The sequence below is a fragment of the Ahrensia kielensis DSM 5890 genome (assembly GCF_000374465.1).
GTDB lineage: Bacteria > Pseudomonadota > Alphaproteobacteria > Rhizobiales > Rhizobiaceae > Ahrensia > Ahrensia kielensis.
This window is the reverse complement of record NZ_KB894529.1, coordinates 299,323-325,992: the sequence shown is the minus strand read 5'-3', so window position 1 is coordinate 325,992 and position 26,670 is coordinate 299,323. Positions and strand designations below refer to the sequence as shown.

The window sequence follows — 26,670 nt, the reverse complement described above, 5'->3', positions numbered from 1 at the left end:
TATCTTTTAGCGCGAACGGCGTCGATCTTGTGGCTGCTGGAAAGCAAGCTTGCTGTGATATTTACAGTAAGGAGAGCTTTCTTCATTGCCATGTCCACAGAAATAGAATTCACCTTGAAGTGGATCGCCAAACGGCCACTTACAGGTGTTTTCGTTGATATCAACGAGTTTCAACTTAAGCGGCATAGGCGCGACGACATCATCAGTATCACGGTGCGGCGCTTTGTAGGCGACAACTTCGTGGTCCTGCTTTAGCGCGGTTGCACCAATCGTGTGCGTGACAGATGGCGGTGTGCGTTGCGGCAATGTAAATGTGCCAACGCTCGAGCCGCCGCCCGAAGAGGAGCCACTGCTGCTTGCTGATGAGGACGCTGGACGCGAAGTGCCACCACTATTGGGTGTGCGGCGCACGCGCGGTGCAGCAGGCTTTGTCGATTTCGCTCGCCCTGAAAGTTTAAGGCGGTGGACTTTACCAATCACCGCATTGCGGCTTACGCCTCCAAGTTTAGCAGCGATCTGGCTTGCGCTCAGACCCTCTGCCCATAATTTTTTCAGCATTTCTACGCGTTCGTCGGTCCAACTCACGGTCGTCTCCATCCTGTTTATAGATAGAATCCCTCTCCGTTGCTCGGTCATAGATATTAGACCTGCGACGTACTCGATACATGAGGAACAGTTTACTATCTGGCTTTCTTGCCGTTTTTTTTAAACTACAATAGTGCTGGACTCTCGATCAAGAGTCCTGAGGCACTAACGAATCCGAATTCTCGGTTTTCCCCAACTTCAATGAAAAGTGAGTCAAAAATGCATCACAATCTTGATTTTCTTGAGGGTTAACCACAGGCTGCAGCGATTGACATCTGTGTTTAGCTCGCATTATCTGTCATTGCCGCTCATGAGGGCGGCATTTTTCATTTTCATTTATACCTTCTAGGCCAGAAACATGAATGCGCCGTCATCACTCTTTAATACTTATAACAGAGCACCCATCGTGGTCGAGCGCGGTGAAGGCGTTTGGCTGTATGATCAGGCCGGCCGAAAATATTTAGATTTTGGCGGCGGTGTTGCGGTTAATGTACTTGGCCATGCCCATCCGCATTTAGTGGAGGCGGTAAAGGCGCAGGCTGAAAAGCTTTGGCATACATCAAACCTATATGAAATTCCGGGCCAAGCGCGCGCAGCTGAAAGGCTTTGCAACGCAAGCTTTGCTGACCGCGTATTCTTTACGAACTCAGGTGCAGAAGCGCTGGAGTGTTCCATTAAAACTGCGCGCCGTTACCATTATTCAAAAGGAAACCCTGAGCGGTTTCGTATTTTGACTTTTGAAGGCGCATTTCATGGCCGCACGCTCGCAACGATTGCGGCCGGTGGGCAGGAAAAATATTTGGAAGGTTTTGGCCCGAAAGTTGAAGGTTTCGATCAATTGCCATTTGGTGATCTGGATGCGCTTAAAGCTGCCGTGACCCATGACGTTGCTGCAATATTAATCGAGCCAATTCAGGGCGAGGGCGGTATTCGTTCGGTGCCCAACCAGTTTCTTCAAGACATTCGCCAATTGTGCGATGAAAATGATGTCTTGTTGATTTTGGATGAAGTGCAAACCGGAATGGGACGTACTGGGCACCTTTTTGCCTATGAACTTGCTGGTATTGAGCCAGATATTTTAGCCTCAGCCAAAGCACTTGGCGGCGGCTTTCCGGTTGGTGCATGTCTTGCGACAGAAGAAGCAGCAAGCGGCATGGTCCCAGGTGTGCACGGCACGACATATGGCGGCAATCCATTAGCTATGGCTGCATGTAATGCCGTTCTTGATATTGTGCTTGAAGATGGTTTTCTTGATGAAGTGAAGCAGAAATCTTTGCGGTTTAAGCAAGGTCTTGCTTCGCTCACAGATCAGTTTCCTGATGTGGTCGAGGAAGTGCGCGGAGAAGGTTTGATTTTGGGCTTGAAATGCAAGGTCAATAATCTCGACTTTGTCAAAGCATTGATGGAACAAGACATGTTGGCCATACCGGCTGGTGCAAATGTGGTCAGGCTTTTGCCGCCGCTTAATATCACCGATAACGAAATTTCAGAGGGTTTGGCGCGGCTAGAAAAAGCGGCCCAAAGTCTATCGCTGAAAACGCCTTAACGCGTATCAGCTAAACTCACAAAAGTTTGGAACAAAATCATGGCTCCTCGTCATTTTCTAGATATTGCTGCTATTGATTCAGGTGAACTTCGCCGGATCATGGAAGCTGCAGGCACACGCAAAAAAGCGCAAAAAGCTGGAACGGCTAACAAGCCTTTGGATGGTTTGGCACTGGCGATGATTTTTGAAAAACCATCGACCAGAACGCGTGTGTCATTTGATGTTGGAATGCGCCAGCTTGGCGGTGAAACAATCATGCTAACGGGCAATGAAATGCAGCTCGGCCGTGATGAAACAATTGCCGATACGGCAAAAGTGCTGTCACGATTTGTTGATATCATCATGATCCGCACAAAAGAGCATGACCGCCTTATAGAATTGGCTGATGCCGCAACCGTGCCTGTGATTAACGGCCTGACGGATGATACGCACCCTTGTCAGATCATGGCTGATCTGATGACTTTTGAGGAGCATCGTGGTCCTGTTGCTGGTAAAAAAATTGCTTGGACAGGTGACGGCAATAATGTTCTCCATTCGATGATAGAAGCCTCAGCACGGTTTGATTTTGATATGTCGATTGCCGTGCCTGAGGGCAGCGAGCCTAATCAAAAATACATTGATTGGGCTGTGAAAAATGGCGCGAATGTTACCCTTAGCCATGATGCTGCCGAAGCTGTGTCTGGTGCACATGCGGTTGTGACTGATACTTGGGTTTCGATGGGCTTTGAAGATAAGGCCAAGGGTCACAACGTGTTTCAGCCATATCAAGTCAATCAGGAATTGATGAGCAAAGCGGATAAAGATGCTTTGTTCCTGCACTGCTTGCCAGCCCACCGCGGCGAAGAAGTAACGGATGAAGTAATCGACGGGCCGCAATCTGTTGTTTTTGATGAAGCAGAAAATCGTCTACATATGCAGAAGGCGATCATTGAATGGTGTGTGACAGGTCTTAAATAAGGCCATATTGTCAAATGAGCGCTTACTAAAACAAAGTATGCGCCAGAAATGGAACTACCATGACCGAACTAAATGTAGCTGAAGGCGAGTTAACGCCTGTGCAGCTGGACGAAGTTGTGCCTTTTAACATCGATGTCTTGGACGCGAGGGGCCGTGCTGTGCTGCTCGGGCCATCATTGACCGCAATACTGGACCGTCACGATTATCCTGAACCTGTAGCACGGCTCTTGGGTGAGATGACTGTCTTGACAGTCCTGCTTGGCACATCGCTGAAATTTTCAGGTAAATTGATTGTGCAAACTCAAACAGACGGCCCCGTGTCGCTGCTTGTTGTTGACTTTGTAACACCGGATTCAATCCGTGCTTATGCACGTTATGATGCTGATGCAGTTAATGCTGCGGTGGCAACGGGTAATACTTCGCCAACTGAAATGCTTGGAAAAGGCATGCTCGCGCTTACTGTCGATCCAGGCAAATATATGAGCCGCTATCAGGGTATGGTAAAACTTGATGGTTCTTCGCTGGAAGAGATTGCTCACAATTATTTCAAACAGTCAGAGCAAATCCCAACGAAAGTACGTTTGGCCGTTGGTAAATTGATTACGCGTGACAATGATGGTAATCAGCAGACAACGTGGCGTGCAGGTGGATTACTTGCACAGTTTTTGCCAGAGTCAGAAGATCGTGCTCGCCAAAAGGATCTGCATCCGGGCGAGGCGCCAGCCGAAACTGATTTGTCTGTATATGAAGGCAATGACGATGAAGCTTGGGCAGAAGTCAAAGCACTGGTCGGAACCGTTGCTGACAGTGAATTGATTGACGAAGATTTGGGCGTTCATAAACTCCTATACCGGCTATTTCATGAGCGTGGGGTGCGGGTGTTTGAAGGGCAGTCTGTTGTCGATCAATGTTCATGTTCGCGTGATAAGGTGGAAAGTCTTCTGCGGTCATTTTCGCCTGAACAACGTGAAGAGTCGGTTGAGAACGGAAAAATTTCGATCACTTGCGAGTTTTGTTCAACCAGCTACGAGTTTGAGCCAGTTGAATTAGAATAACGCTACGCGTTTGTGAGTGATATTTAACTTGTCAGAACCACCACGCGTCTTAATGTTGATGTTATGGAGGCTTTGACAATGTTGCAATCGATCACCAAGGCAAGGCCGTCCGATGAGGATACTGCCCATGATGATGGGAAGCGGCACAAGCAACGCAGATTTCTTGTGCCGTTTGTTCGCGCGTTAATACAATTTGCGCTTATGGCGGCCGTTATCATTGCTGCTTACGTCATCATGGACCGCCTTATTGCCGCCAAGCCAGAGCGCACAGCGCGGCCAAAAGTTGATGTTCAAATACCAGTTCAAGCGGTAACAATAACGCTCGATGAACAACGTCCAACAATTAATCTGTTCGGGGAAGTTGCCGCTTCTCGATCATTGGAAATCCGTCCCTCAGTGTCCGGTAAAATCGTGTCGGTTAATCCTGACCTTGGCGCAGGGCAGCGCATTGAACAAGGCGTTGAACTGTTCTTAGTTGACTGGATTGATTTTGAAGCAGCTGTTGCCGAAGCCAAAGCGAATTTAGCGCAAACAGATGCAACGATTATTGAAAATCAAGCCAATCTGAGTGCCGAACAAGGCCAGCTTGAATTTGCAGAAAGCCAATTGCTGTTGGCGCGTGCGGACTTAAAACGCGCCGAGCAACTACGCAAAAATGGAACTTTAACGCAAAAAGAAGTTGATGATCGTTCGCTTATCGCAAGTCAGCGCGAACAAGCAATGAGCCAGCGGCGCAATAATATTGCCGTTGCTCAAGCGCGTCTTTCTCAGCAACAGGCCGTGCGTGAACGTTTAGAACTTGGCGTAGAGCGTGCGATCCGCGATTTAAACAACACAGTCGTGCGTGCGCCTTTCTCCGGTGTTGTGCGTTCTTCGAGTGTAGAAATTGGCCGCATTGTTTCGGTAAATGATGTTGCCGTGTCGATCTATGATGATGCGGCATTGGATGTGCGCTTCACATTAACAGATGCACAATATGGACGTATCGCAGCGGACGGTGATCCTCTCATTGGAAGAAATGTTGCCTTAAAATGGGCCGTTGGTGGCACGGACTATTCCTACACGGGAACTGTGACTCGAATTGGCGCGGATATCGCCTCTGAGCGCGGCGGCGTAGATGTTTTTGCTCGCATTGATGAAAATGAGGAGCTACCCGTTCAATTGCGTCCAGGCGCATTTGTGTCCATTGAAGTGCCCGACCGTCTTTATGAAAATGCGGCGCGTGTGCCCGAAACTGCAATCTTCGATTCCAATACGGCTTATTTGATCATTGATGGAAAGCTGCAAGCGCGTGAATTGCACGTTGCAGCTTATGATGGTTCTGATGCGATTGTCACAGCTGGTCTGGGCCAAGGGGACTGGATTTTATCGACACGCATTTCAGAGATTGAAGAAGGACTGGCAGTACGCATCGTTGATGCAAATGGTGTTGCGGAAGAAGCCGATGAAATAGCTAAGCCTGAGCAAGGCAATCGCCCATCCGTAGAAGTTCTTGCTGCTGCGAAGAAAATCAGCGGTCTTTCAGATACTGATTGGGAAGCCTTGCCGCGTGAAAAACGCAGGCCCTTCATACAAGAAGCCCGTGAAGCGACAGGCAAATAATGAACATGCCACACACCAATCCGCGCTCATTGATCTCAACATTTATTCGCCATCCTAATGCTGCGAATTTGTTGATGGTATTGATGATCCTGTTTGGTGTGTTTGCACTTGCGCGTATTAACACGCAGTTTTTTCCAACCATTGAAACTTCAAATATCAATGTATCGGTTTCGTGGTCTGGTGCCAGCGCGGAGGATGTCGAGCGAAACATTCTGGCGGTTGCTGAACCATCTGTGCGCTATATTGAAGGCGTCAAAGAAATGACCTCTTATGCAAATGAGGGGTCAGCGACAATTAGATTGGAGTTCCAAGACGGCTATAATATGCAGACCGCAATGCGCGATGTGGAAACTGCCGTTAAAGCTCTTTCGACACTGCCTGAAGATGCCGGTGATCCGAAAGTCAGCACCTCTGCTTGGTTTGACAGAGTGGCCTCCATTTCGATTGCAGGCGATATTCCCGAAGTAGAATTACGAAAATGGGCAAAGCGTATACGCGATGATCTGATTGAGCGGGGAATTGAAAAGGTCAATTTCACAGGCCTCCGCGATCTTGAATTAAAGGTTATCTTACCCGAAAGCGAACTACGGCGTAGAAATCTGTCGATCAGCGATGTGTCGCAGGCGATTAGCGCCAATAGCCGAGATCTTCCATCTGGCAATTTGGACGGCGGAATTGAGCGGCAATTACGTACAGTGTCAAATGTCGATACAGCGCGTCAGCTTGCCGATATTGAAGTCAAAGCTTTTTCATCGGGCGAGAAAATTCGCATCGGTGATATCGCCGAGGTAAAAGATGGCTTTGAAGAGGGCGGTGTTCGCGGGTTCTCCAATCAAAAACTAGCGATTGAACTTGATATTCAAAGTGGCGCTACGGCTGATACGCTGCAAACCAATCAAATTTTGACGGACTATTTGAGCGAAATTAAAAGCGAAATACCGCCAACGATAGAACTGCAAACCTATGAAGTGCGCGCTGATGCTGTTTCAGATCGTATCTGGTTATTGGTGCGAAATGGATTGTCTGGCCTGTTACTGGTTGTAATCATCCTTTTCATTTTCCTTGATGCACGCATAGCTCTTTGGGTGGCCGCAGGAATCCCTGTCGCGTTACTGGCAACAATCGGACTGATTTACGTATTTGGCGAAACCATCAATATGTTTTCGTTGTTTGGTTTAATCATGATGCTCGGCGTTATTGTGGATGATGCCATTGTGGTTGGCGAACATACGGACACGATGCTTGGGCTGGGCGACGATCCCGTCACAGCGGCAGAAAATGGTGTCGGCCAAATGCTGACACCTGTGACAGCGGCAATCATCACCACCATTGCGGCCTTCGCGCCAATCTTGTTGATCACGGGCGGTATCGGCCAAATCATGGGTGTGTTGCCTATCGTGGTGATCGCTGTTGCCTTGTCGAGCATGATTGAGTGTTTCTTCATTTTGCCGGGCCATTTATCGCATGCGCTACGGGCTCAAAAAGCACCACGTTTTTCATTCTGGCGCATGTTCATTATTGCGTTGATCCTTGCGCTTTTTGTCGGCGCTTTTCTGTCGCGTAACGCAGGCACAGGCATGACAGTTGCTGCATCACCGATCATGCAGCAGATTGAAATCTGGCAGGATGAAACGGACCCATTGCTGTTTGCTACAGCGGTCGCATTGAGCGCTATGGTTTTAGCTGGCTTGGTCGAAGCCTGTGTTTTATTTGTGCGAAACGGCTTTGGATTGCGCTCCAAATTACGCAGCGGCGAGCAAAATTGGTTTCGCCGTAATTTCGATCAAGGGTTTGAGTGGTTTAAGACCAAGCCATTTAATTGGATTGTGACACTGTCGTTCAAATGGCGCTATGTCACTGTCGCCATTGCCGTTGCCATGATATTGATTTTTGCTCGTGGTTTAACGGCTGGCGGACATGTTGGTTTTGTGTTTTTTCCATCGCCTGAATCAGAAAACATCTCCGGTAATATCACCTTTCACCCTGGTACACCTGAAAGCGAAACAATACGCGCCATTGCAAAATACGAGCAGGCGCTGCGTGATGCTGAAGCCAGCGTTGGCGGCGAAGAGAAATTAATCCGCGCAACATTTGTCACGCTTGGCTCATCGGGCCGTAGCCAAGGGGACAATCTTGCGCGCATCAAAGTTCAGCTTTCAAGCTCTGAAAAACGAACGGTCAGAACGCCCGACTTTGTGCGCGAATGGCAAAAATTTGCACCGGATTTACCTTCGGTCCGGCGGTTCTCCGTGCGCCAAGGACGCGGCGGGCCACAAGGCGCAGATATTGATGTTCAACTTAAAGGGACATCAATTGGTGTTTTGAAAGAGGCAGCTACTGAGGTCAGCGCAATTATCGCTGCTATTCCAGGTGTGTCTGGCGTTGAAGATGATCTGCCCTATGGCAAGCCAGAACTACTCATGACGATGAAGCCGCGTGGCAGCGCGCTCGGCTTTACATTGGATGATGTTGGACGTCAGGTACGCAATGCGATCGAAGGTTCAATCCCGCGCAGATTTGCACGCGGCGACGATGAGGTCACTGTTCGGGTAATGCAAACAATGGGTACAAATGGCACAGCGGCTCTGCGCTCAATGCAATTGACAAGTCCTGCTGGTAACAATGTCCCATTGCTGGAACTGGTCGATTTGCACGAACAGCAAGGCTTCTCCACAATCCAGCGCAGAGACGGAAAAACGACAATTTCCGTAAGCGGCGATATTGATGCTGCGGTTAACACAACCGACGGTGTGGTTGAGCGCTTAACCGCATCCGGTGCACTGGAAACAGTCGCACGCAAATATGGCATCAGCTATGAATTTGGTGGCCGTTCACGCGAACAACGCGATGCGTTCCGTGACTTGCAGTTAGGTACGATCATTGCGCTTTCGGTCATTTATATCGTGTTGGCATGGGTCTTTGGATCATATTTTAAACCTCTAGCCGTGATGCTCATTATTCCATTTGGCGTTGTGGGTGCTGTCATTGGACATTATCTGCTGGGCTTTCAGCTTACTATCTTGTCGATGATTGGTTTGCTTGGCCTCTCTGGGATTTTGGTGAATGACAGTATTATTCTTGTCTCGCGGTTGGATGAGCGGCAAAAAATGGGTGACAGCATTGCTGAAGCTGCAATCGGTGCGAGCCGTGACCGGTTGCGCGCAGTTCTGCTGACTTCGCTGACGACGATTGGTGGCTTGGTGCCGTTATTGTTTGAAAAAAGCATTCAAGCGCAGCTATTAATGCCGATGGCGATCACTATGGTGTTTGGCCTAGCAACGACGACGCTCTTGGTTTTGTTCTTGGTGCCGGCTATTGTCGGAATAGGCTACGACTTTACCAATAGTTTGGTCGCTATTTATGGCTCGTCCAAGCAGCCGCGAAAAACGGATGACCCTATCGCTGGGGAGTAGGGCTAATTAAGAACCCGTTTAGCACCGGGCAGATCAAGTGAGAAAGGCGGTATTTTGGCAACCAAGCTGTTGCCATCGTTCAAGCGCATAATGAAGTGGCCAAACATAGTGCCGGACGCCGTATTGAGCGGACAGCCAGATGTATATTGAAAACTATCACCTGGCCCTAAAACAGGTTGCTCACCAATTACCCCGAGGCCCGAAACTTCTTCCACTTCACCCGCAGCATTGGTTATCCGCCAGTAGCGCGATTCTAGCTGAACTGTTCGTTCTGAGTGATTGGCAATGATGACGGTATAGGCCCAAAACCAGCGCAATTGTTCACGCGCAGATTCCTCTTCGAGAAATTCTGGGCGCACTGTGATTTCAATTCCGTGAGTCGTTTGTCGGTACATAAGCTAAAAATAGATAAAGATTGAGACATTCGAAAGGCGCTTTGAGACAGATAACAATATTGTCAGAAGGACATTTCCTGAGTGACACTGCGCCAATGCTGGCTTAAGCGCAAGGTAGATGGGAGACGAAAATGCTTGACGGAACTCTACGTCCCAAAATTGATCCAGTCTTAAACGCCATAGCGCGTAGTCTTGCAGCCAACGGCATAACGGCAAACACGCTAACGACAGTCGGCCTTTTGATAGGTGTGCTGGCCGGTGTTGCGATATTTTTTGAATATTATCTCGTCGGGTTGGTTTTGCTTTTAACCAGCCGCCTGTGCGATGGATTAGATGGCGCTGTAGCGCGCATATCCGGTTCATCTGATTTTGGCGGCTATATCGATATCGTTTTTGATTTTGCGTTTTATGGCTTGATACCGCTGGCATTTATTTTGGCCAACCCATCTGCCAATGCTGTTGCTGGCGGCGTTCTGATTTTTTCGTTTTATGTGAATGGGGCAAGTTTTCTGGCTTTTGCGATTATGGCCGAGAAACAGCAATTGAAGACAGAAAAGCGCGGCAAAAAATCATTTTTCTTCACCACAGGCTTGGCAGAGGCAACCGAAACATTTGCCGTTTTTTCAGCGTTTTGCTTGCTGCCTGACTATTTTTCGCAGATCGCTTATGTGTTTGCAGCCGTGGTTTTATACACGGCCGCAGTACGAATTTGGCAGGCAAAAAATCTATTGAACTAAACAGCCTTCGATAGAGCCTGTTCAAGATCCCCGATCAAATCGGCTGTATCTTCAAGGCCGATTGAAAAGCGTATTGTGCCATCAGTGATGCCAAGTTCTGCGCGATCTTCTTCAGACAGATTTTTATGCGTTGTTGTTGCTGGATGTGTAATCAAACTTTTTGAATCACCCAGATTGTTCGAAAGCTTAATGATCTCAAGAGCGTTTTCCATCGCAAATGCAGACTTCTTGCCGCCTTCCATCTCAAAGCAAATGAGCGTTGAGCCACCAGTCATTTGCTTTGGAATAATGTTAGCTTGCGGGTGGTCGGCGCGGCCAGGATAAACGACTTTTTTAATGCCCTTGTGCTCAGCTAGAAAATCCGCAATAACGCCTGCGCTACGTGTTTGTTCACGAACACGTAGCGGCAGTGTTTCCAAACCTTTCAGCATGACCCACGCGTTAAATGGGCTCATTGAAGGGCCCGTGTGTCGATAAAAGTCAAAAAGCTTCTCATCGACCCATTCTTGATCCGCTAAAATAACACCGCCAAGACAGCGCCCTTGGCCGTCAATATGTTTGGTTGTCGAGTACACAACGATATCGACACCAAGTTCCATTGGTTTTTGAAAGATCGGTGTTGCGAACACATTGTCCAACACAACCTTGGCGCCGCATGAGCGCGCGACCGAAACCACATGCGCGATATCGATCACTTCCAATGTCGGGTTAGTTGGGCTTTCAAAGAAAAATACTTTCGTATTGGGCCGAACAGCTTGTTCCCATGCTGCTGGATCTGTGCCGTCAATTAATGTTGTTTCAACGCCATACGTTGGCAGTAGCTTTTCAATAATCCAGCGACATGAACCAAAGAGTGCCCGCGCAGCAACCACATGATCGCCTGCCTGTACTTGGCACAATATTGCAGCTGAAACTGCCGCCATACCTGATGCGGTGGCTTTTGCAGCCTCAGCACCTTCAAGAGCGCACATACGTTCTTCAAACATCGTAACTGTGGGATTGGCGTAGCGTGAATAGACGTAGCCATCATCTTCGCCTTTAAAGCGGGCTTCTGCAGCTTCCGCGCTGTCATAGACAAAACCTTGCGTTAGAAACATCGCTTCAGATGTCTCCCCATATTGGGAACGTAGAGTGCCGCTATGGACCATCTGTGTTGCAGGGCCCCATTTTTTCTGATTATTTGTCATCATGTACTCCAGACTATCCGGCAATAAAAAACCGGACCATGTCGCCATGAACCGGTTGCCTAAACAGCTCGGCCCTTTAGCAAGTTATTTTACGTGGCTGCAAGCCGACCGGCCAAATCACCACAATGAATAACTTGTCCATAAGCCCTCAACGATCTTGCGTCAACACATCGGGAAATTCTATCAAAAATGAACAAGAGGTAGTCAGATGAATATACGGCAGAGCGGCATTTTACCCGATCAGGATATTAAAGCCTTATTTGACTGTGGCGCGCTGAAAAGCGCACGCCCGTTGGATGTGGACCAAATTCAGCCGGCCAGTCTGGATTTGCGGCTGGGCGAGAAAGCCTTTCGAGTCCGCGCGAGTTTCATGCCAGGTGCCAATCACGCAGTGCGTGATAAGCTTGAAACTTATAAGTTGCACGAGATTGATCTGCGCGAAGGTGCGGTGCTGGAAACTGGCTGTGTCTATATTGTCCCGCTTTTAGAAACATTGGCGCTCTCAAGTGATGTTGCCGCATCTGCTAATCCCAAAAGTTCGACAGGACGGCTCGATATTTTCACCCGTGTCATGACGGACAATGGCGTTGAATTCGACAAAATTATTCACGGTTATCATGGCGAATTATTCCTAGAAGTTTCGCCGCGCACATTTCCGATCGTTGTGCGCACGGGCTCGCGGCTCTCACAAATCCGGTTCCGCACAGGCCATGCATTGCTCGATGGTGCCGCATTAAATGTTTTGCATCAGAACGATGTTCTCGTGGCTGACGATACGCCGAATATTACCGACAATGGTATCGCATTGTCGGTGGATCTTGAGGGCAATGAAGACGGGCTTGTTGGCTATCGCGGGAAGCGCCATACGGCGGTTATCGATGTTGATAAGCGTGATGCACATGACGTTCTGGACTTTTGGGAACCCGTATATGTTCGTGATCGCACGGAGCTAATCCTTGATCCTGATGAATTCTATATTCTCGTGTCGCGTGAAGCTGTCCATGTGCCGCCAAACTACGCAGCGGAGATGACACCTTTCGATCCCTTGGTCGGTGAGTTTCGTGTTCACTATGCTGGTTTCTTTGACCCAGGATTTGGACACTCGGCCGCTGGCGGTACGGGCAGCCGCGCGGTTTTAGAAGTGCGCAGCCACGAAGTACCATTTGTGCTTGAACACGGCCAGATCATCGGGCGTTTGGTTTATGAGCATATGCTGAAAACACCGTCGGCACTTTATGGTACTGATCTAAAATCAAACTATCAGGCGCAAGGTTTGAAACTATCCAAGCATTTTAGAAGTAGCTAATAGGGCTACTTTTTCAATTCTCTGATTTCTGCGCGTAAAGCCCTTAGCTCATTTATGATGACGACGTTTTCATCGTGCAGTTCTTGGCGCGATCCGGCGGCATCTTCATCATGCTCTTTTTGCATTGCTGAAACGACAACACCAATAAACAAGTTCAGAACGGTAAAGGTTGTACAGGCGATGAAAGGAATGAAAAATGTCCACGCCCAAGGGAATGCTTCCATGACAGGGCGAACGATACCCATAGACCAGCTTTCCAGCGTCATGATTTGGAATAATGTGTAGGCCGATGCACCAAGTGAACCAAACCATTCTGGAAATGCATTTCCAAATAGTTTTGTCGCCATCACTGAAAACACATAGAACACCAGCGCTAGAAGCAAAATGATTGAGCCCATGCCCGGTAGGGCATTGAGAAGCCCGCCGATTACGCGGCGAAGCGAAGGAACGACGGACACAAGACGAAGGACGCGCAATATGCGCAGTGCACGCAGAACCGAAAAGGCTCCCGCTGAAGGCACAAGCGCAATGCCCACAATGATAAAGTCGAATATTCGCCAAGGGCTTTTGAAAAAATCCTGTCGGTAAACAATGAACTTAGCAATCAACTCGACGACAAACACGCCGAGTATGATTTTGTCGAGCCATATTAAAAGTGGCCCAAAAGCATTCATCGCAGTTTGCGATGTTTCCAAGCCGAGCGTGATCGCATTCACGATAATGAGCGCTACAATCGCGCGTTCAAATGTCGTCGATTGGATGAAGTGTTTAAGTGAGGTCATTTTTGCCAAGGGTGCTGAAAATACTTCGGCAGATATAGGGGGCTGTACTTGATATATAAAGCACTGAGTTATTATTTTTTGTGAGGCGTATGCGCCGTCTTTTCCCATTTAAAAGGTGCGGTTTGTAATTGTAACATAGCACGCCAAGCTGCAAATGAGATGCCCAACCAATATAGTGGCGTAAAGATAAAACGGTGGCTGATTTTACGGCGTAATGGTTTTTCTGTCGAAACCCAGCAAGTCGCAATAAAACCGATATAGCTTAGAACGACAGTTGCCCAGTCAATAAAAGTGATCGCAGTAATCCAGATAGTGCTGTAATCGCCGCCGCCTATAACGGAAAGGTAGATTGCTTTTGCCAAAACAAATGGGTGAAGCAGAGCAGATGCAAGCGTTCCGGTAAGCAAGATATTGAGAATAAATACGGAAGAAAATGATGCGTTCTGGGTGAGCTTTATAGGCTGCTTCATATGAACAAGCCAAGTTTGTATCCACCCCTTAAACCAGCGCGTTCGTTGTGGAATCCAAGTAGAAACGTTTAATGGAGCATCTTCAAGTGTGGGGCGGGTTATTGTATCGATATTATAGCCGTGCCGCCAAAGCCTTATGCCAATATCGGCATCTTCTGTGACATTGAACGGATCCCATCCTCCAACTGCGATTAAGGCGTCACGGCGAAAATGATTGGATGTACCGCCAAGCATTATTGGTGCCTTGCGACGCGCAAGCCAAGGAATAAGCCCGTAGAAAAGTCCCGCATATTCAAAATGAAACATGCTGCTAATCGCATTATCTTCCGCATTGGCGATTTTTAGAGGCGCTTGCAAGCAGCCCAGCTTGTCATCGGCGTTATCAAAACGTTGATAGGCTTCTAACAATTGTTCTGGGTGAGGCCGATCTTCGGCATCGTAAAGCGTAATAAATTTACCACTTGTGAAACCAAGCGCATAGCACAGCGCTTTGGGTTTAGTGCGAGGTGTACTTGGCGGCACCTGAATAATTTCAAATCGAGGATCAAGATCTTCGGCTTTTATCTTATCGATTGTTTTATAATCATCGGCTTCGCAAACCAGTTTGATTTCAAGTTTTGAGCGGGGCCACTTAAGTTTTCTTAACGCTTCGACTAAGTCGCCTACGACTTCGGCTTCATCATGAAGAGCAACCATGACGCTATATACTGGTTTGTCTTTGTTAGGAGATGGTGCGATTTTTGCAAAGTTTATGGGGCTGAAATTCGACAATGCAATTAAGCGAAGACCTGTGCAGCATGCAAAAAACATCGAAAGAATGAGATGAAACACAACGCCTGCTGCGCCATTGGATAAGCTAAGTGCCAGCGCTATTGCAATGACAATGATGCTAATGATGGCGCCTTGCCAAGCACTTGCACCAATGCGAGCAGACGCACTAGGCTTCGCAATATAAAGTTGATTTATTGCTGCGTAACTGAGCTGATCTTTTTGTTGTTCGATTGCCACAGAACGCAGAATGCAGGGCGCAGTAAGTGCAATTTGGACTTGCCGTTTATCGGCAGCGAGCATTTTTTCCAATCGTGTAATTTGCCGTGGATCAGGCGCTAGAATTGGTCTTAGAATGCCTTGCCCCAGATCACCCCACACAACTTGCTTTTGAGCAAAGGCGGCCATTGACGTTTCGCTCAAATCAACAAGCTTGACTATTTGAACTTCTTCGATGAATTCTACATCAAGATGTTTGGCCAGTAATTGGTAGTATTGAATTTCTTGAATGCCGTTAAAGGCGATAAGTTCTTTCGCGGCGTAAGTGCCATTTTCTTCAGCAAGAGCCATTGCACGGCGCAACATTTTTTGAGGTAGTCCAAAGCTCAATAGAAATGCTATGGAGGGGTCGGTTATCTCAGGGCGAGATTTATCTAAGTTTTTTTCTTGGAAAGTAGGGGGATGGGATGGAGCGTTCGAACGTATTAAGCTCGGTGCTTCAAGTATCAGGCGGCGAAGATCAACGTCGAACTCATAGCGCATGCGCTATTCCTTACTTGTACTCATATACTGCGGTACACAAACAACTTCGAATTTAGTAAACCTTCAATTTTAGTTAACGTAAAGTAAATTTTTAAATAATGTTCAATATACGAGTAAAAAGGGCTGTTTTATTGAAGAGTGGAGTAAAATTTATCACTGCGCTTACTTTCTTCTTGGGGGGCGAGCTTTCCCCAGTTCAAGCGCAAACACCGACATATTATGACCCCGAATGGCGCATCACTGCACCTTCATTAGCGGGGTTGCCACGTCTTCGGTTTTTAACAAGCCTTGATTTCCCACCGTTCAATTTTGCTGACGCCAATAAAAAACCAACCGGCTTTAATGTGGATTTAGCTCGCGCGATTTGCACTGAACTCAAGATATCAGCGAAATGTGAAATTCAAGCATTGCCTTGGGCAGACCTTGAACCCGCGCTTGAAGCGCGACGCGGTGAGGCGATTATTGCGGGCACAGCAATTACAGCCGAAAAACGTGCTACTTACAATTTGAGCCATAGCTATTTTAAGTTTCCGGCACGCTTTATTGCCAATAAAAGCGCCGAAGAATTATCGGGCAAAAGTTTTGTAAGCTCACTCAAAGGAAAGAAAATTGCTGCCGTTGCAAATTCAGCCCATGCAGCAATGCTCAAAGCCAATTTCAAAGACGTTGAAATTGTACCTATGGGCGGCATTCAAGATGTTTATAGCGCGGTAAAAAGCAGTGAGGTCGATCTGGCTTTTGTTGATGGTGTCTCGGCTTCATTTTGGTTGTCATCGACAAAAGCAGAAAATTGCTGCACCTATTTAAGCGGCCCTTATTACTCAGAATATTATTTTGGTATCGGTATGGCCGTTGTCACACGCAAGCAGGATGTGGATTTAAGCGTTGCGATTGATGCTGCTATGAAAAATCTGGAGCAAACTGGAAAATACAAAGAAATCTATCAACGTTATTTTCCAATCAGCCCGCATGGTCAAAATTTCTAACCTTTGCGAAACGGCAATAATAATGCCCATTTCAAGTTTGATGTTTTTGCGCCTTGGAAATCATTAAGGCCAATTTTCATATCTTTATGACCAAGGCTAGGCTGCGCGATATAGGTTGAAAATATGCGGTCCCAGAAGGAAAAATTGAAGCCGTAGTTCGAATCCGTTTCCTTGTTGATCGTTGAATGATGCACGCGGTGCATATCTGGTGTTACCACCAGTTTGCGCAGCACAGTATCCAGCCGCTTTGGCAAACGTGCATTGGCATGGTTGAACATGGCCATGCCATTCAGTACAATTTCAAAAACGAGAACGGCAAAAACCGGCGCTCCAAGAAGAATGATGATAGCCGCTTTCCACACCATTGAGAGTACGATCTCCAAAGGGTGAAAGCGTAAAGCGGTCGTAAGGTCAAACCCCTGATCACTGTGATGCATGCGGTGAATACGCCATAGCAGCGGTATTTTATGACTGGCGAAATGTTCAAGCCAGACAGAAAAATCAAGCACCACAAAGCACAGTAAGCCAATGAGAAGCTTAGGCGCATTAACATTGTTAAATAACCCATATCCGTTGGATTGTGCCCAAATGGCTGTGCCGACGGCAGCCGCAGGAAAAAGAATGCGCAGAAATATCGATGAAATAATTACCATGGAGAGATTGATTAGCCAGCGCCGTGATTTAAGCGCGCCCGTCATTTCTGCGCGCTCCAGCTTTGGCGACCATAATTCATAAATCGCCATTGCGGTGAAGATGCTCAAAAAAGCTGCAAGTCTAATGGTCGCTTCTGACACGGCTTTATTCCTTATTTTTCAAACCCTTTTCCGATATTTCACCTACTGATTGCAAATCACAAGGTGTTGAATATATGGCGCCGTGTTTGTGCTAGGCATGTGTTTGGCGGCAATCTCAATGCTTTTGAGGCGTTCGCACGCGCCATTGTTACGCAGTTCTGATATTGGCCCTTCTCATTGCGGCAACGATGGGGTAGGAAATCGCGCAGTTTCAAACCTAGGAATTTTAACATGAGTGCCAATCCGGCTTTGCCTATTCTTGATATAACACCAGCAGCTATTGAAGCCGCCAAGGTGAGCAAGGCTTGGCCGTTTGAAGAGGCGCGGAAGATAACAAAGCGTTTTGAGAAAACAGGTTTTCCAGAAACTGTTCTTTTCGAAACAGGCTATGGCCCATCCGGCTTGCCGCACATTGGAACATTCGGAGAAGTCGCGCGCACCACAATGGTACGCACAGCGTTCCGTCTTTTGACTGAAGATAAAGTCGCGACAAAACTCATCTGCTTTTCTGATGATATGGACGGCATGCGCAAAATTCCTGAAAATGTACCCGATACAAAAGCGTTGGAGCCGTATCTGCACATGCCTTTAACGGCGGTGCCTAACCCGTTTGGCGGTGACTATGAGAGCTTTGGGCATCATAACAATGCGATGTTGCGCCGTTTCTTGGATCAGTTTGGTTTTGATTATGAGTTCGCCAGCTCAACGGAATATTACAAGTCGGGCAAGTTCGATGATGCGCTTATGAATGCGCTTAAGAACTACGATAAAATTATGTCGATCATGTTGCCGACCCTAGGCGAAGAGCGTCAGGCAACCTATTCACCATTCCTTCCGATTTCACCAAAATCTGGCCGCGTTCTTTATGTGCCAATGAAATCAATTGATGCCGAGGCTGGCACAATTACATTTGATGATGAAGAGGGCGAAGAGACAACATTGTCTGTTAAAGGCGGCAATGTGAAGCTTCAATGGAAGCCTGATTTTGGCATGCGTTGGGCGGCCCTTGACGTGCATTTTGAAATGTATGGAAAAGACCATGCGGCCAACTCAGTTATCTATGACCGTATTTGTAATGCGCTTGGCGGCAAAGCACCGGAACATTTCATTTACGAGTTGTTCTTGGATGATCAAGGTCAGAAAATTTCTAAATCCAAAGGCAATGGTCTGACAATCGATGAATGGCTGACTTATGCGCCAACGGAAAGTCTGGCGCTGTATATGTTCCAGAAGCCACGCACGGCAAAACGTCTGTTTTTTGATGTTATTCCTAAAGCCGTTGACGAGTATTTTTCTTTTGCGTCCGCATTTGAGCGCCAAGATGATGCTGGAAAACTAAACAATCCAGTCTGGCATATTCATTCAGGCAATCTTCCTCAGATTGACATGCCCGTGCCATTCTCGATGTTGTTGAATTTGGTAAGCGCATCTAACGCAAGTAACCGCGATGTCTTGTGGGGGTTCATCTCTCGCTATGCGCCCGGTGTTACAGCAGAAACGCATCCGAAGCTGGATGAGCTTGCAGATTTTGCGATCCGCTATTTCAATGATTTTGTTAAACCGACCAAGCAGTTCTCAAAGCCAGATAATGAAGAGCGCGCAGCTTTAAACGATCTACACAAAGTTTTTGAAACACTCGCAGAAGATGCGGACGGCGCAATAATACAGGATGCTGTTTTGAGTGTTGGCCGTAAATATGCACGCTATCACGACCCTAAGAAAACGGCACCAGATGGTTCGCCAGCCGTTACGGGTGAGTGGTTCAACGCACTTTACCGTATTTTGCTTGGTCAGGAGCGCGGCCCCCGTTTTGGGTCCTTTGCCGCTCTATATGGCGTCAAAGAAACGGCAAATCTTATTGCCAGCGCTTTAGATGGCTCGCTCTACGCTGAGCACAACTAAAGCGTTCATCTGAACTGCACTAGAGTTTAAGCACCTTATTTCCTTTCCAGAAGTAAGGTGCTTTCTTTTTGAAGCTTAGCTTTTATAGTTTCGGCCATGCCTGCAAGAAGCAGTGGTAGCATGACGGTAATGATGACATTTGTTTCGTGCACATCCAAGCTGCCCTCAATGGTTTGGCCCATAGCGCGGGCATCAAAATGCATGGTGTCACTTTCCCAGCGCTGATTGATTGAGAGACCAAAACCAAGCCGGTCACCAACTTTTTGAAATCCGCCATCAATGCGTGATTTCGCAGCGTCTTTGCCAAGTTCATGAGAGATTGTAATCGTTACGGGTTTTGCCATGATTGCTCCAATGTCTTTAGTATTGAGATGGGGAGACAAATCGGCTTTTCAATGTTTATGTAATTATTGGCTGGCCCATAATATGCGTGCCATCCACTCAATATCAGTGATCGCAAATGATCGATCTTCATAATCGCTGTTTATTGAGGACAGCTCGATAGAGGTGGCTGTTTTCCGCTTTAAGATTTTGGCCATCACTTCGCCGTCAATCGTTTTGGCAACAACGCGGTCGTCTTTGCGAACCGACGCTGTTGGTGAGACGATCACCACATCACCCTCGCGGTAAAGCGGCAACATGCTGTCGCCAGTAATTTCAAGCGCATAGGTGTTGTTGTCGGCATCCGCGCCAGGAAGTTGTACTTGGTCCCATCCTTGTCCAGCAGGAAAGCCTGCATCATCAAAAAAACCACCGCCGCCAGCTTGCGCCATGCCAACCACAGGCACATCGCGCAAACTCATATGATACGGGCGGTTGGGTTCGGCTAGCCCAGCATCTGCACTGGTGATTGACTGAGTATAGTTCCCACCAGCCCCATCAACGAGATTTGTAAACTCGCGTAGGCTCGCACCGGTTGCTTCTATGATTTTCGATAAGGATTCAGTGGAAGGCCAGCGCGCGCGTCCATCAGAGGCAAATCGTTTGGATTTATTAAACGTCGTTGAGTCCAACCCTGCGCGCTTGGCAAGGCCGGATGGGGTTAGATCATGTGCCTCTGCTAGACGATCAATCGCCCGCCAGATGCGTTCGTGAGATAGCATGGGTTAATCCTGAAACTTCGGGATAAAGGAATAAATACCTTTAAATGAACAGTCACACAAGTGTTATTTATGTCGCCTAGGGCGCAAAAGGAGAGCGGCCGCTTGCGAGCATGTGGTCAAGCATTTCAATCCGGTCTTGCCCCCAGAAGACTTCGCCTTTGACAACGTAAGCTGGAACACCAATCGCATCTGCGTCAATAGCATCCTTGGTATTTTGCTCGCGGATAGCAGCCACAGTTTCACTTTTCGCAGCGGTTAAGATCTCATCTGAGTCAAACCCGTTTTTCTTCAAAAGCTCAGCCAGTGTCGCTTCATCAGAAATATCTTGCTCATTGGCCCATGTTGCGGCGAACAAATCACGCATATAAGTGAGCGGGTTCGCACCAGCTGAAATGATTGCTGCAATTGAACAGTCTGCCACTGTGGCATCGACGGGAAAATGTGCTGGCTGTTTATTGATCGGCAAACCTCTGAAATCTGCGACGCGTTGTAATTCGATCAGACGGTAACGTTGACGAACGGCAGGTCTTTGAGCCGGTGGTACAGCGCCTGATACAGCCCACAGTGCCATCAAAATGACGGGCTTCACATTGAGCGTGGCCCCTTGTTTTTCTGCAACATCAACAATCGCTTGATGGCCAAGATAGGTGAATGGTGAAGCAGAATAAAAGTAATAGTCAATCGTTGTCATAGTGCGCCTCGGTTCAGGTTTTCAAAACGTAGAACACATGCGCCAATGCCGCCAGTGACAAAGACGTGAATAAGCAGCCAAGTTCAATTTAGCTGAGTATGGTGCAGACCGGCTGACTAAGCTGTGCTTAAATTGCCTGCTGCAGTTTTTCCAGAGCGTTCATCTTGAACCAACTCAAATTTGACTTTTTGTCCTTCGGTTAGGGACTGCATGCCAGCTTGTTGGACAGCGCTAATATGCACAAACACATCATTGCTGCCATCATCAGGTTCGATGAAGCCATAACCTTTTGTGGTGTTGAACCATTTTACTGTGCCGCTTGCCATCAGAAATCCTCTTCAACTTTTCGCAAACAGGTTTGCGGCAAATATGCCGCCTTAATCGATGTATAGGAAGGGAGTTATGCGTGCTTCACACTCGTGAAATACTTAAGCTATATCTATTCCATCACACGATATAGACCCAAGATTAGCCATATATTGTGAACTGTTACAAGTGGTTTGCAATTGAGTTATGAAATCGTGATCTATCTGCCATGCAATCATCCAGCTTGACTTTCGGCATCAGGCAACCGATATAGCGATTATTGGTAGTTGCCGCGTGAGCAACGCTTTTCAAACAAAAGCTAATCGAAACAACTTATTTATTGTTCGAGCCAATTTAACACCGGATCTAATTAGACCGGCATATTAAAAACCAAGTTCCCATTTCACGCGGGGTTCTGTCGGGTAAACGGCGAATGGACATCCGGTCCGTTTGTGAGCTTCATCCCGCAACCGCAAGAGACTGTATGAGCACTCATTGGTGTTGATGCTTTCTAATTGTATTCGGCCGCATTTGCGCGCCGATTTGAAAGGTATGTCATTTTGACAAACGAACACGCAACGACTTTTGCAGACTTAGGTCTTTCAGAGTCGATTACAAAAACACTAAGTCAGCTTGGTTATGAAACACCAACGCCAATTCAGGAGCAGTGTATTCCGCTCATCCTGAAGGGCCATGATATCATGGGCTTGGCACAAACAGGTACTGGCAAGACAGCAGCTTTTGGCCTGCCTCTTATTGAGAACTTGATTTCTGTAGGCAAAAAGCCTGAGCCAAAAACATGCCGCGCGCTCATTCTTGCGCCGACACGCGAGCTTGCAAATCAAATCAACGCTAATTTACGTTCATATGTGCGTCACTCGCATCTACGTGTGCAAGTTGTTGTTGGCGGTGCGTCAATCAACATTCAGGCGCGGAACCTTACACCTGGCTGCGATATTCTTGTTGCAACACCGGGTCGCTTGCTGGACTTGATCGAGCGTAAAGCGGTCAGCCTGAACCAAGTTAAATATCTTGTCCTCGATGAAGCCGATCAAATGCTTGATCTGGGCTTTATTGTGCCGCTCAAAAGAATTGCGAAAATGCTTGCTGTGCCACGCACAACGCTTTTGTTCTCTGCAACGATGCCTAAACAGATCAATGATCTAGCTGGTGCATATTTGAATGATCCAGTTCGAGTGCAGGTTTCACCTCCAGGTAAAGCTGCTGATAAGATCACGCAATCTGTGCATCATATTTCAGGACGCTCTAAGGCTGACTTGCTAAAAGACTTACTTACAGCGAAAGGCGAGGGCCTGTCGCTTGTCTTCTCACGCACAAAACACGGCGCTGAAAAGCTAAAGCGTCATTTGGTTGAACGTGGTTTTGCTGCTGAATCAATTCACGGTAACAAAAGCCAAAATCAGCGCGAACGGGCAATCAAAGATTTTAAATCTGGCAAAGCCCAAGTTTTGGTTGCGACGGATGTTGCAGCACGCGGCATCGATATTTCTGGTGTTTCCCACGTCTTCAACTATGATTTACCGGAAGTTGCAGAAGCTTATGTGCACCGTATCGGCCGTACAGCACGTGCTGGCGCGGAAGGTCAGGCTGTAGCATTTTGTGCGCCTGATGAGATTCATCTGCTTCAAGCCATTGAAAAGCTGATGGGCATGAAAATTACGATTGCAAGCGGTGAGGCTCCACCTGCTGGCTTTAAGCCTGAGAAAAAAGGACGTGGCGGAGCGCCAAGCGGTCAGGGTCGCAAACGCTCTGGGGGCGCTCAAGGTCATCGTGGCCGTCGCAGCGTTGCCGACATTGGTGCGCCAGGTAAAAGCGGTGAGCAGGGTGACGCTCAACCTAAAGCCAAAAGCAAAAAGCGCGTAAGCCAAGGTAAACGCTTCAAGGTTGCTGATCCAAATGGCGGTCCTTCACGTTGGGCGCGCGGCGAGAAACGCAAAAGTAAAGTTGCTTAATTCGTAAGAATTGAAGACAAATAAAAACCCCGGAAGCCTAAATGGTTTCCGGGGTTTTGTTTTAAGAAAAGTGCAGATTAAGCCGCTTGGCCTAAACGCTTTGTCAGGAATGGCGTTGCGTCTTTTCCTTTGAGAGATTTTGCTGCAGCCAATACGGCCAGATCAACAAACGGTTCAATGACAACAACCAGCATGTATGCTGCGCCGAATGAAACAACCGAAGAAATAACGCCGAAGCCTTGGCCGTAAATTGCCCAGAACGCGACCCATGCTACGATACCCGCCTGATAGGCAGTAGAAAGCGCAAAAGCCTGTTTATAGGTAATGTCCACATAGGCAGCTTTTGGCGCAATGATTTTCTTTGCAAGAGCGCTAATCGCAAACAATGGAACGAGCAATGTTGTCAGATTAACGGCATACATTGGCAAGTCGCTTGGCGCGAACAACATTCCTTGAAGCAAAAGACCAAAGGCAAGACCGATGGCAGCAGGGCCAGCACCAAGCATGAGCAATATTGTTGATCCGAGAATGAAGTGTACCTCTGAAACGCCAACCGCAAAATGTGGAAGCACTTCAAAGAAGATAAACACTGCAAGCGTTGCAACAACAGAGCGAAAAACGAGGCCGGTTACACCGCCATCATTTTTGATCGCATCCCATGCGAATTTAAGGCCAACACCAGCAGCAGTCGCAGCTGTTGCGTAAGCAAGAGTCATTTTTGCCGCGTCAACGACACCAGGTTCAATATGCATTTTATATCCTTCTGCACCCATCGTGCGAGTTAGTTTCACTATATCGGGCAGGTCTCCTGACTCACGCTTCACTGCTTGTTGCCGCCTTCCCAAGCTTTCGCTTAGTGGCATAGTGGCAGCAAGCTCAGCGCTTACAGTTGCGAGGGCAGTTACGGATCAGGCCCGCATTGGGTTGTCCCTACCGTATTCCCTTTTAATCCCCTTAGGCTTTGCCGTTCGAGAACCCGATATCAGGACATTATTCGCATATTGTACTTTTGACAATTGTCCGTCTGAGACATTCCTTCGCTAAATATGTCAGGCACAAAAAAGCCCCGTAAGCGAAGGGCTTACGGGGCTTTGATTGAAATTATTACTAATCAAGCAGCTTGATCAGATTTTTCCGCATAGGGGTCAAACCGCGAATAGAATGTCTCGCCAGCTTTTGCCATATCGGTCAGCAATTTGGGTGCTTTGAACTGCGGTCCATATTTCTTTTGCAGCTTTTTAGACAATGCAACAAATCCCTCAACGCCCATGCCGTCAATGTAAGACAGTGTGCCGCCGGTATATGGTGCAAAACCAAAGGCTAGGATCGAGCCAACATCGGCTTCACGCGGGTCGGTGACAATGCCTTCACCCATGACGCGTGCTGCTTCCAATGCGATAACAACGAGGAAGCGCTGTTTTAGCTCTTCAAAGTCAATGTCATCGGCATTTTGCTGCGGATAAAGCGTTTTGAGTTCAGGCCACAGATGCTTTTTAGCAGGCTTGTCAGGGTAGTCGTAGAACCCTTTGCCGTTTTTGCGTCCATGACGACCATGTGTATCAACCATCGTGTTCACAAGCTCGATATGGCGCGGATCAACCACGCTTTCACCGAGATCTTTAACGGTTTGGTTGAGGATCTTTTGGCTAAGGTCAATCGCTGTTTCATCGTTTAGCGCCAGCGGGCCAATTGGCATGCCAGCCAATTTGGCAGCATTTTCAATCATTGCTGGTGGTACGCCTTCTGCAAGCATATTGTACGCTTCAGACATGTATTTCAGCACGCAGCGATTGACGTAGAAACCACGTGTGTCGTTGACAACGATTGGCGTTTTCTTGATTGCGCGAACAAAATCCATCGCAACAGCCAGCGCCTTATCGCCTGTTTTCTTACCCATGATGATTTCAACAAGCATCATCTTGTCGACAGGTGAGAAGAAGTGAATGCCGATAAAATTCTTGGCGCGTTTTGAATTTTTCGCCAGATCAGTAATCGGAATAGTCGATGTGTTTGACGCAAAGATTGCCGTCGCTTTCATGGTGTCTTCGGCAGCTTCTGTCGCAGCTTTTTTCACGGCAGAATCTTCGAACACCGCTTCGACGACAAGGTCACAACCATCAAAGTCCGCATAATTAGCAGTTGGCGTGATAAGCGAGAGGAGCTGATCTTTTTGCTCCTGTGTCGCACGGCCTTTTTGCATGGCTTTGGTGATCAAGTCTTCAGAATGCGCTTTGCCTTTTTCTGCAGCTTCCATGTTGCGGTCAAGAAGCACAACAGGAATGCCTGCTTTTGCCGTTACATATGCAATGCCAGCACCCATAAAGCCTGCACCAAGAATACCAATTTTCTTGAACTTCGTATCCGGAACACCTTCAGGGCGGCGTGCGCCTTTGTTAAGCTCTTGCATAGAAACAAACAGCGAGCGGATCATCATGCCAGCTTCTGTCGTTTGCAAGACTTGTGTGAAGTAACGCTGCTCAATTTTAAGCGCTAGGTCGAACGGCACAAGCAAACCTTCATAAACACATTTCAGGATCGCTTGAGCGCCCGGGTAGTTCATGTGAGTTTCGCGGCGAAGGATAGCCGATGCGGCAGGCCAAAGTTGAGCGCCAGCAGGTGAGTAGATTTGACCGCCTGGCAATCTAAAGCCTTTTTCATCCCATGGCTGAACCGGCTTCAAGCCATCAATAATCATCTGTTTTGCAGCAGAGATTAGGTCGCTTGCAGGAACAACTTGGTGCACAAGGCCCATTGCTTTGGCGCGTGATGGTTTCAGGTTTTGACCTGTTGTCATCATTTGAAGCGCGTCTTGAGCATTGACCAAGCGAGGAACGCGTTGTGTGCCGCCAGCACCTGGGAAAATGCCAATTTTAACTTCCGGCAATGCCAGTTTCACTTTTGGTGAGTCGGATGCAACACGGCCATGACACGCAAGAGAAAGCTCTAACGCGCCGCCCATGCAAACGCCGTTTATGGCTGAAACCCAAGGCTTGCCGCTTGTCTCTAACTTACGGAAGATGCGGCTCATCTCGCCTGCACGATCAAACAGTTTTTGCGTGCCAGCTTCTTTGTCGCCGCTCGCTTTAGCTTCTTGTATCGTATCAAACATCTGCTTGAGCAGCGTGATATCCGCACCACCAGAAAAAGAACCATCTTTACCGGATGTGAAAACCGCACCGCGGATACCATCATCTGCGGTTACCTGATCAATAATTTTGTCAAGTTCGACCATCACTTCTTCGGTGAAGACGTTCAAAGACTTGTCAGGCATGTCCCAAGTTACGAGCGCAATGCTGTCTGCATCCGTTTCGACTGTGAAATTTTTATATGTCATAGTGTCTCTCCCAGCC

Annotated in this window: 22 protein-coding genes and 2 riboswitches; of the genes, 10 read left to right on the top strand and 12 right to left on the bottom strand. The window is 47.8% G+C overall.

What is annotated here, in order from left to right:
- Nucleotides 1-6: 6 nt before the first annotated feature.
- Nucleotides 7-585 carry a GcrA family cell cycle regulator gene (locus C504_RS0107735; protein ID WP_026317309.1) on the bottom strand — a complete coding sequence of 193 codons (579 nt, stop codon included), beginning with the start codon at nucleotides 583-585 and terminating at the stop codon, nucleotides 7-9.
- A gap of 358 nt (nucleotides 586-943) precedes the next feature.
- On the opposite strand from C504_RS0107735, the gene C504_RS0107730 reads away from it, so the two are divergent.
- From C504_RS0107730 to C504_RS0107710, 5 genes are all read left to right on the top strand, one after another.
- The gene (locus C504_RS0107730; RefSeq protein WP_018688754.1) at nucleotides 944-2,131 is read left to right on the top strand and encodes an aspartate aminotransferase family protein; all 1,188 of its coding nucleotides are present in this window, start codon (nucleotides 944-946) and stop codon (nucleotides 2,129-2,131) included.
- A gap of 39 nt (nucleotides 2,132-2,170) precedes the next feature.
- Nucleotides 2,171-3,088: an ornithine carbamoyltransferase gene (gene argF, locus C504_RS0107725; RefSeq protein ID WP_018688753.1), complete on the top strand. Its 918-nt coding sequence runs from the start codon at nucleotides 2,171-2,173 to the stop codon at nucleotides 3,086-3,088.
- 59 nt (nucleotides 3,089-3,147) lie between these two features.
- Complete coding sequence (locus C504_RS0107720; RefSeq protein ID WP_018688752.1) at nucleotides 3,148-4,143, top strand: Hsp33 family molecular chaperone; 996 nt, start codon at nucleotides 3,148-3,150, stop codon at nucleotides 4,141-4,143.
- Between the two features lie 78 nt (nucleotides 4,144-4,221).
- The gene (locus C504_RS17435) at nucleotides 4,222-5,745 is read left to right on the top strand and encodes an efflux RND transporter periplasmic adaptor subunit (RefSeq protein WP_018688751.1); all 1,524 of its coding nucleotides are present in this window, start codon (nucleotides 4,222-4,224) and stop codon (nucleotides 5,743-5,745) included.
- On the top strand, nucleotides 5,745-9,158 hold the full coding sequence (locus C504_RS0107710; RefSeq protein WP_018688750.1) for an efflux RND transporter permease subunit: 3,414 nt from the start codon (nucleotides 5,745-5,747) through the stop codon (nucleotides 9,156-9,158). The genes C504_RS17435 and C504_RS0107710 overlap by 1 nt, the downstream gene beginning before the upstream one ends.
- Before the next feature lie 2 nt (nucleotides 9,159-9,160).
- On the opposite strand, the gene apaG is transcribed toward C504_RS0107710, so the two are convergent.
- Entirely contained in the window at nucleotides 9,161-9,553 is a 393-nt protein-coding gene (gene apaG / locus C504_RS0107705; protein ID WP_026317308.1) for a Co2+/Mg2+ efflux protein ApaG, read from the bottom strand.
- 131 nt (nucleotides 9,554-9,684) lie between these two features.
- Between apaG and C504_RS0107700 the strand changes: the two genes are divergently transcribed.
- Complete coding sequence (locus C504_RS0107700) at nucleotides 9,685-10,290, top strand: CDP-alcohol phosphatidyltransferase family protein (protein ID WP_018688748.1); 606 nt, start codon at nucleotides 9,685-9,687, stop codon at nucleotides 10,288-10,290.
- Here C504_RS0107700 and C504_RS0107695 read toward each other — a convergent pair.
- Nucleotides 10,287-11,477: an O-succinylhomoserine sulfhydrylase gene (locus tag C504_RS0107695; protein ID WP_018688747.1), complete on the bottom strand. Its 1,191-nt coding sequence runs from the start codon at nucleotides 11,475-11,477 to the stop codon at nucleotides 10,287-10,289. The two genes, C504_RS0107700 and C504_RS0107695, sit on opposite strands and share 4 nt — an antisense overlap.
- A gap of 56 nt (nucleotides 11,478-11,533) precedes the next feature.
- Nucleotides 11,534-11,611: riboswitch (SAM riboswitch) on the bottom strand.
- An 80-nt stretch (nucleotides 11,612-11,691) separates the two neighbouring features.
- Here C504_RS0107695 and C504_RS0107690 point away from each other — a divergent pair.
- Nucleotides 11,692-12,783 carry a 2'-deoxycytidine 5'-triphosphate deaminase gene (locus C504_RS0107690; protein WP_026317307.1) on the top strand — a complete coding sequence of 364 codons (1,092 nt, stop codon included), beginning with the start codon at nucleotides 11,692-11,694 and terminating at the stop codon, nucleotides 12,781-12,783.
- A 5-nt stretch (nucleotides 12,784-12,788) separates the two neighbouring features.
- Here the strand turns inward: C504_RS0107690 and C504_RS0107685 are convergent, their stop codons facing one another.
- Both C504_RS0107685 and C504_RS17430 read right to left on the bottom strand, forming a co-directional pair.
- Nucleotides 12,789-13,565: an ion transporter gene (locus C504_RS0107685; RefSeq protein ID WP_018688745.1), complete on the bottom strand. Its 777-nt coding sequence runs from the start codon at nucleotides 13,563-13,565 to the stop codon at nucleotides 12,789-12,791.
- Nucleotides 13,566-13,636: 71 nt separating this feature from the next.
- Nucleotides 13,637-15,565 (bottom strand): glycosyltransferase family 2 protein, encoded by a 1,929-nt coding sequence (locus C504_RS17430; protein WP_083923154.1) that lies wholly within the window; start codon nucleotides 15,563-15,565, stop codon nucleotides 13,637-13,639.
- A gap of 131 nt (nucleotides 15,566-15,696) precedes the next feature.
- Here C504_RS17430 and C504_RS0107675 point away from each other — a divergent pair, with 131 nt between their 5' ends.
- A complete protein-coding gene (locus tag C504_RS0107675; RefSeq protein ID WP_026317306.1) occupies nucleotides 15,697-16,551 on the top strand; it encodes a transporter substrate-binding domain-containing protein in 855 nt (284 codons plus the stop codon).
- Here the strand turns inward: C504_RS0107675 and C504_RS0107670 are convergent.
- Complete coding sequence (locus C504_RS0107670; RefSeq protein ID WP_083923162.1) at nucleotides 16,548-17,294, bottom strand: sterol desaturase family protein; 747 nt, start codon at nucleotides 17,292-17,294, stop codon at nucleotides 16,548-16,550. The genes C504_RS0107675 and C504_RS0107670 overlap by 4 nt on opposite strands.
- 282 nt (nucleotides 17,295-17,576) lie before the next feature.
- Between C504_RS0107670 and C504_RS0107665 the strand changes: the two genes are divergently transcribed.
- Complete coding sequence (locus C504_RS0107665) at nucleotides 17,577-19,247, top strand: lysine--tRNA ligase (RefSeq protein WP_018688741.1); 1,671 nt, start codon at nucleotides 17,577-17,579, stop codon at nucleotides 19,245-19,247.
- Nucleotides 19,248-19,282: 35 nt separating this feature from the next.
- Here C504_RS0107665 and C504_RS0107660 read toward each other — a convergent pair whose 3' ends face one another.
- The 4 genes from C504_RS0107660 to C504_RS0107645 all read right to left on the bottom strand — a co-directional run bounded on the left by C504_RS0107660 (nucleotide 19,283) and on the right by C504_RS0107645 (nucleotide 21,367).
- Complete coding sequence (locus tag C504_RS0107660) at nucleotides 19,283-19,591, bottom strand: polyhydroxyalkanoic acid system family protein (RefSeq protein WP_018688740.1); 309 nt, start codon at nucleotides 19,589-19,591, stop codon at nucleotides 19,283-19,285.
- Nucleotides 19,592-19,654: 63 nt separating this feature from the next.
- The gene (locus tag C504_RS0107655; protein WP_018688739.1) at nucleotides 19,655-20,350 is read right to left on the bottom strand and encodes a S24 family peptidase; all 696 of its coding nucleotides are present in this window, start codon (nucleotides 20,348-20,350) and stop codon (nucleotides 19,655-19,657) included.
- A 76-nt stretch (nucleotides 20,351-20,426) separates the two neighbouring features.
- Nucleotides 20,427-21,041 carry a 2-hydroxychromene-2-carboxylate isomerase gene (locus C504_RS0107650; RefSeq protein WP_018688738.1) on the bottom strand — a complete coding sequence of 205 codons (615 nt, stop codon included), beginning with the start codon at nucleotides 21,039-21,041 and terminating at the stop codon, nucleotides 20,427-20,429.
- A gap of 116 nt (nucleotides 21,042-21,157) precedes the next feature.
- Nucleotides 21,158-21,367 carry a cold-shock protein gene (locus tag C504_RS0107645; protein WP_018688737.1) on the bottom strand — a complete coding sequence of 70 codons (210 nt, stop codon included), beginning with the start codon at nucleotides 21,365-21,367 and terminating at the stop codon, nucleotides 21,158-21,160.
- A gap of 540 nt (nucleotides 21,368-21,907) precedes the next feature.
- On the opposite strand from C504_RS0107645, the gene C504_RS0107640 reads away from it, so the two are divergent.
- A complete protein-coding gene (locus tag C504_RS0107640; protein WP_156815888.1) occupies nucleotides 21,908-23,320 on the top strand; it encodes a DEAD/DEAH box helicase in 1,413 nt (470 codons plus the stop codon).
- Nucleotides 23,321-23,397: 77 nt separating this feature from the next.
- On the opposite strand, the gene C504_RS0107635 is transcribed toward C504_RS0107640, so the two are convergent.
- Together C504_RS0107635 and C504_RS0107630 are read right to left on the bottom strand one after the other, a co-directional pair.
- Nucleotides 23,398-24,072, bottom strand: a complete 675-nt coding sequence (locus C504_RS0107635) for an energy-coupling factor ABC transporter permease (protein WP_026317305.1) — start codon at nucleotides 24,070-24,072, stop codon at nucleotides 23,398-23,400.
- Between the two features lie 29 nt (nucleotides 24,073-24,101).
- Nucleotides 24,102-24,315, bottom strand: a riboswitch (cobalamin riboswitch).
- A 116-nt stretch (nucleotides 24,316-24,431) separates the two neighbouring features.
- Nucleotides 24,432-26,654, bottom strand: a complete 2,223-nt coding sequence (locus tag C504_RS0107630) for a 3-hydroxyacyl-CoA dehydrogenase NAD-binding domain-containing protein (RefSeq protein ID WP_018688734.1) — start codon at nucleotides 26,652-26,654, stop codon at nucleotides 24,432-24,434.
- Nucleotides 26,655-26,670 lie beyond the last annotated feature (16 nt).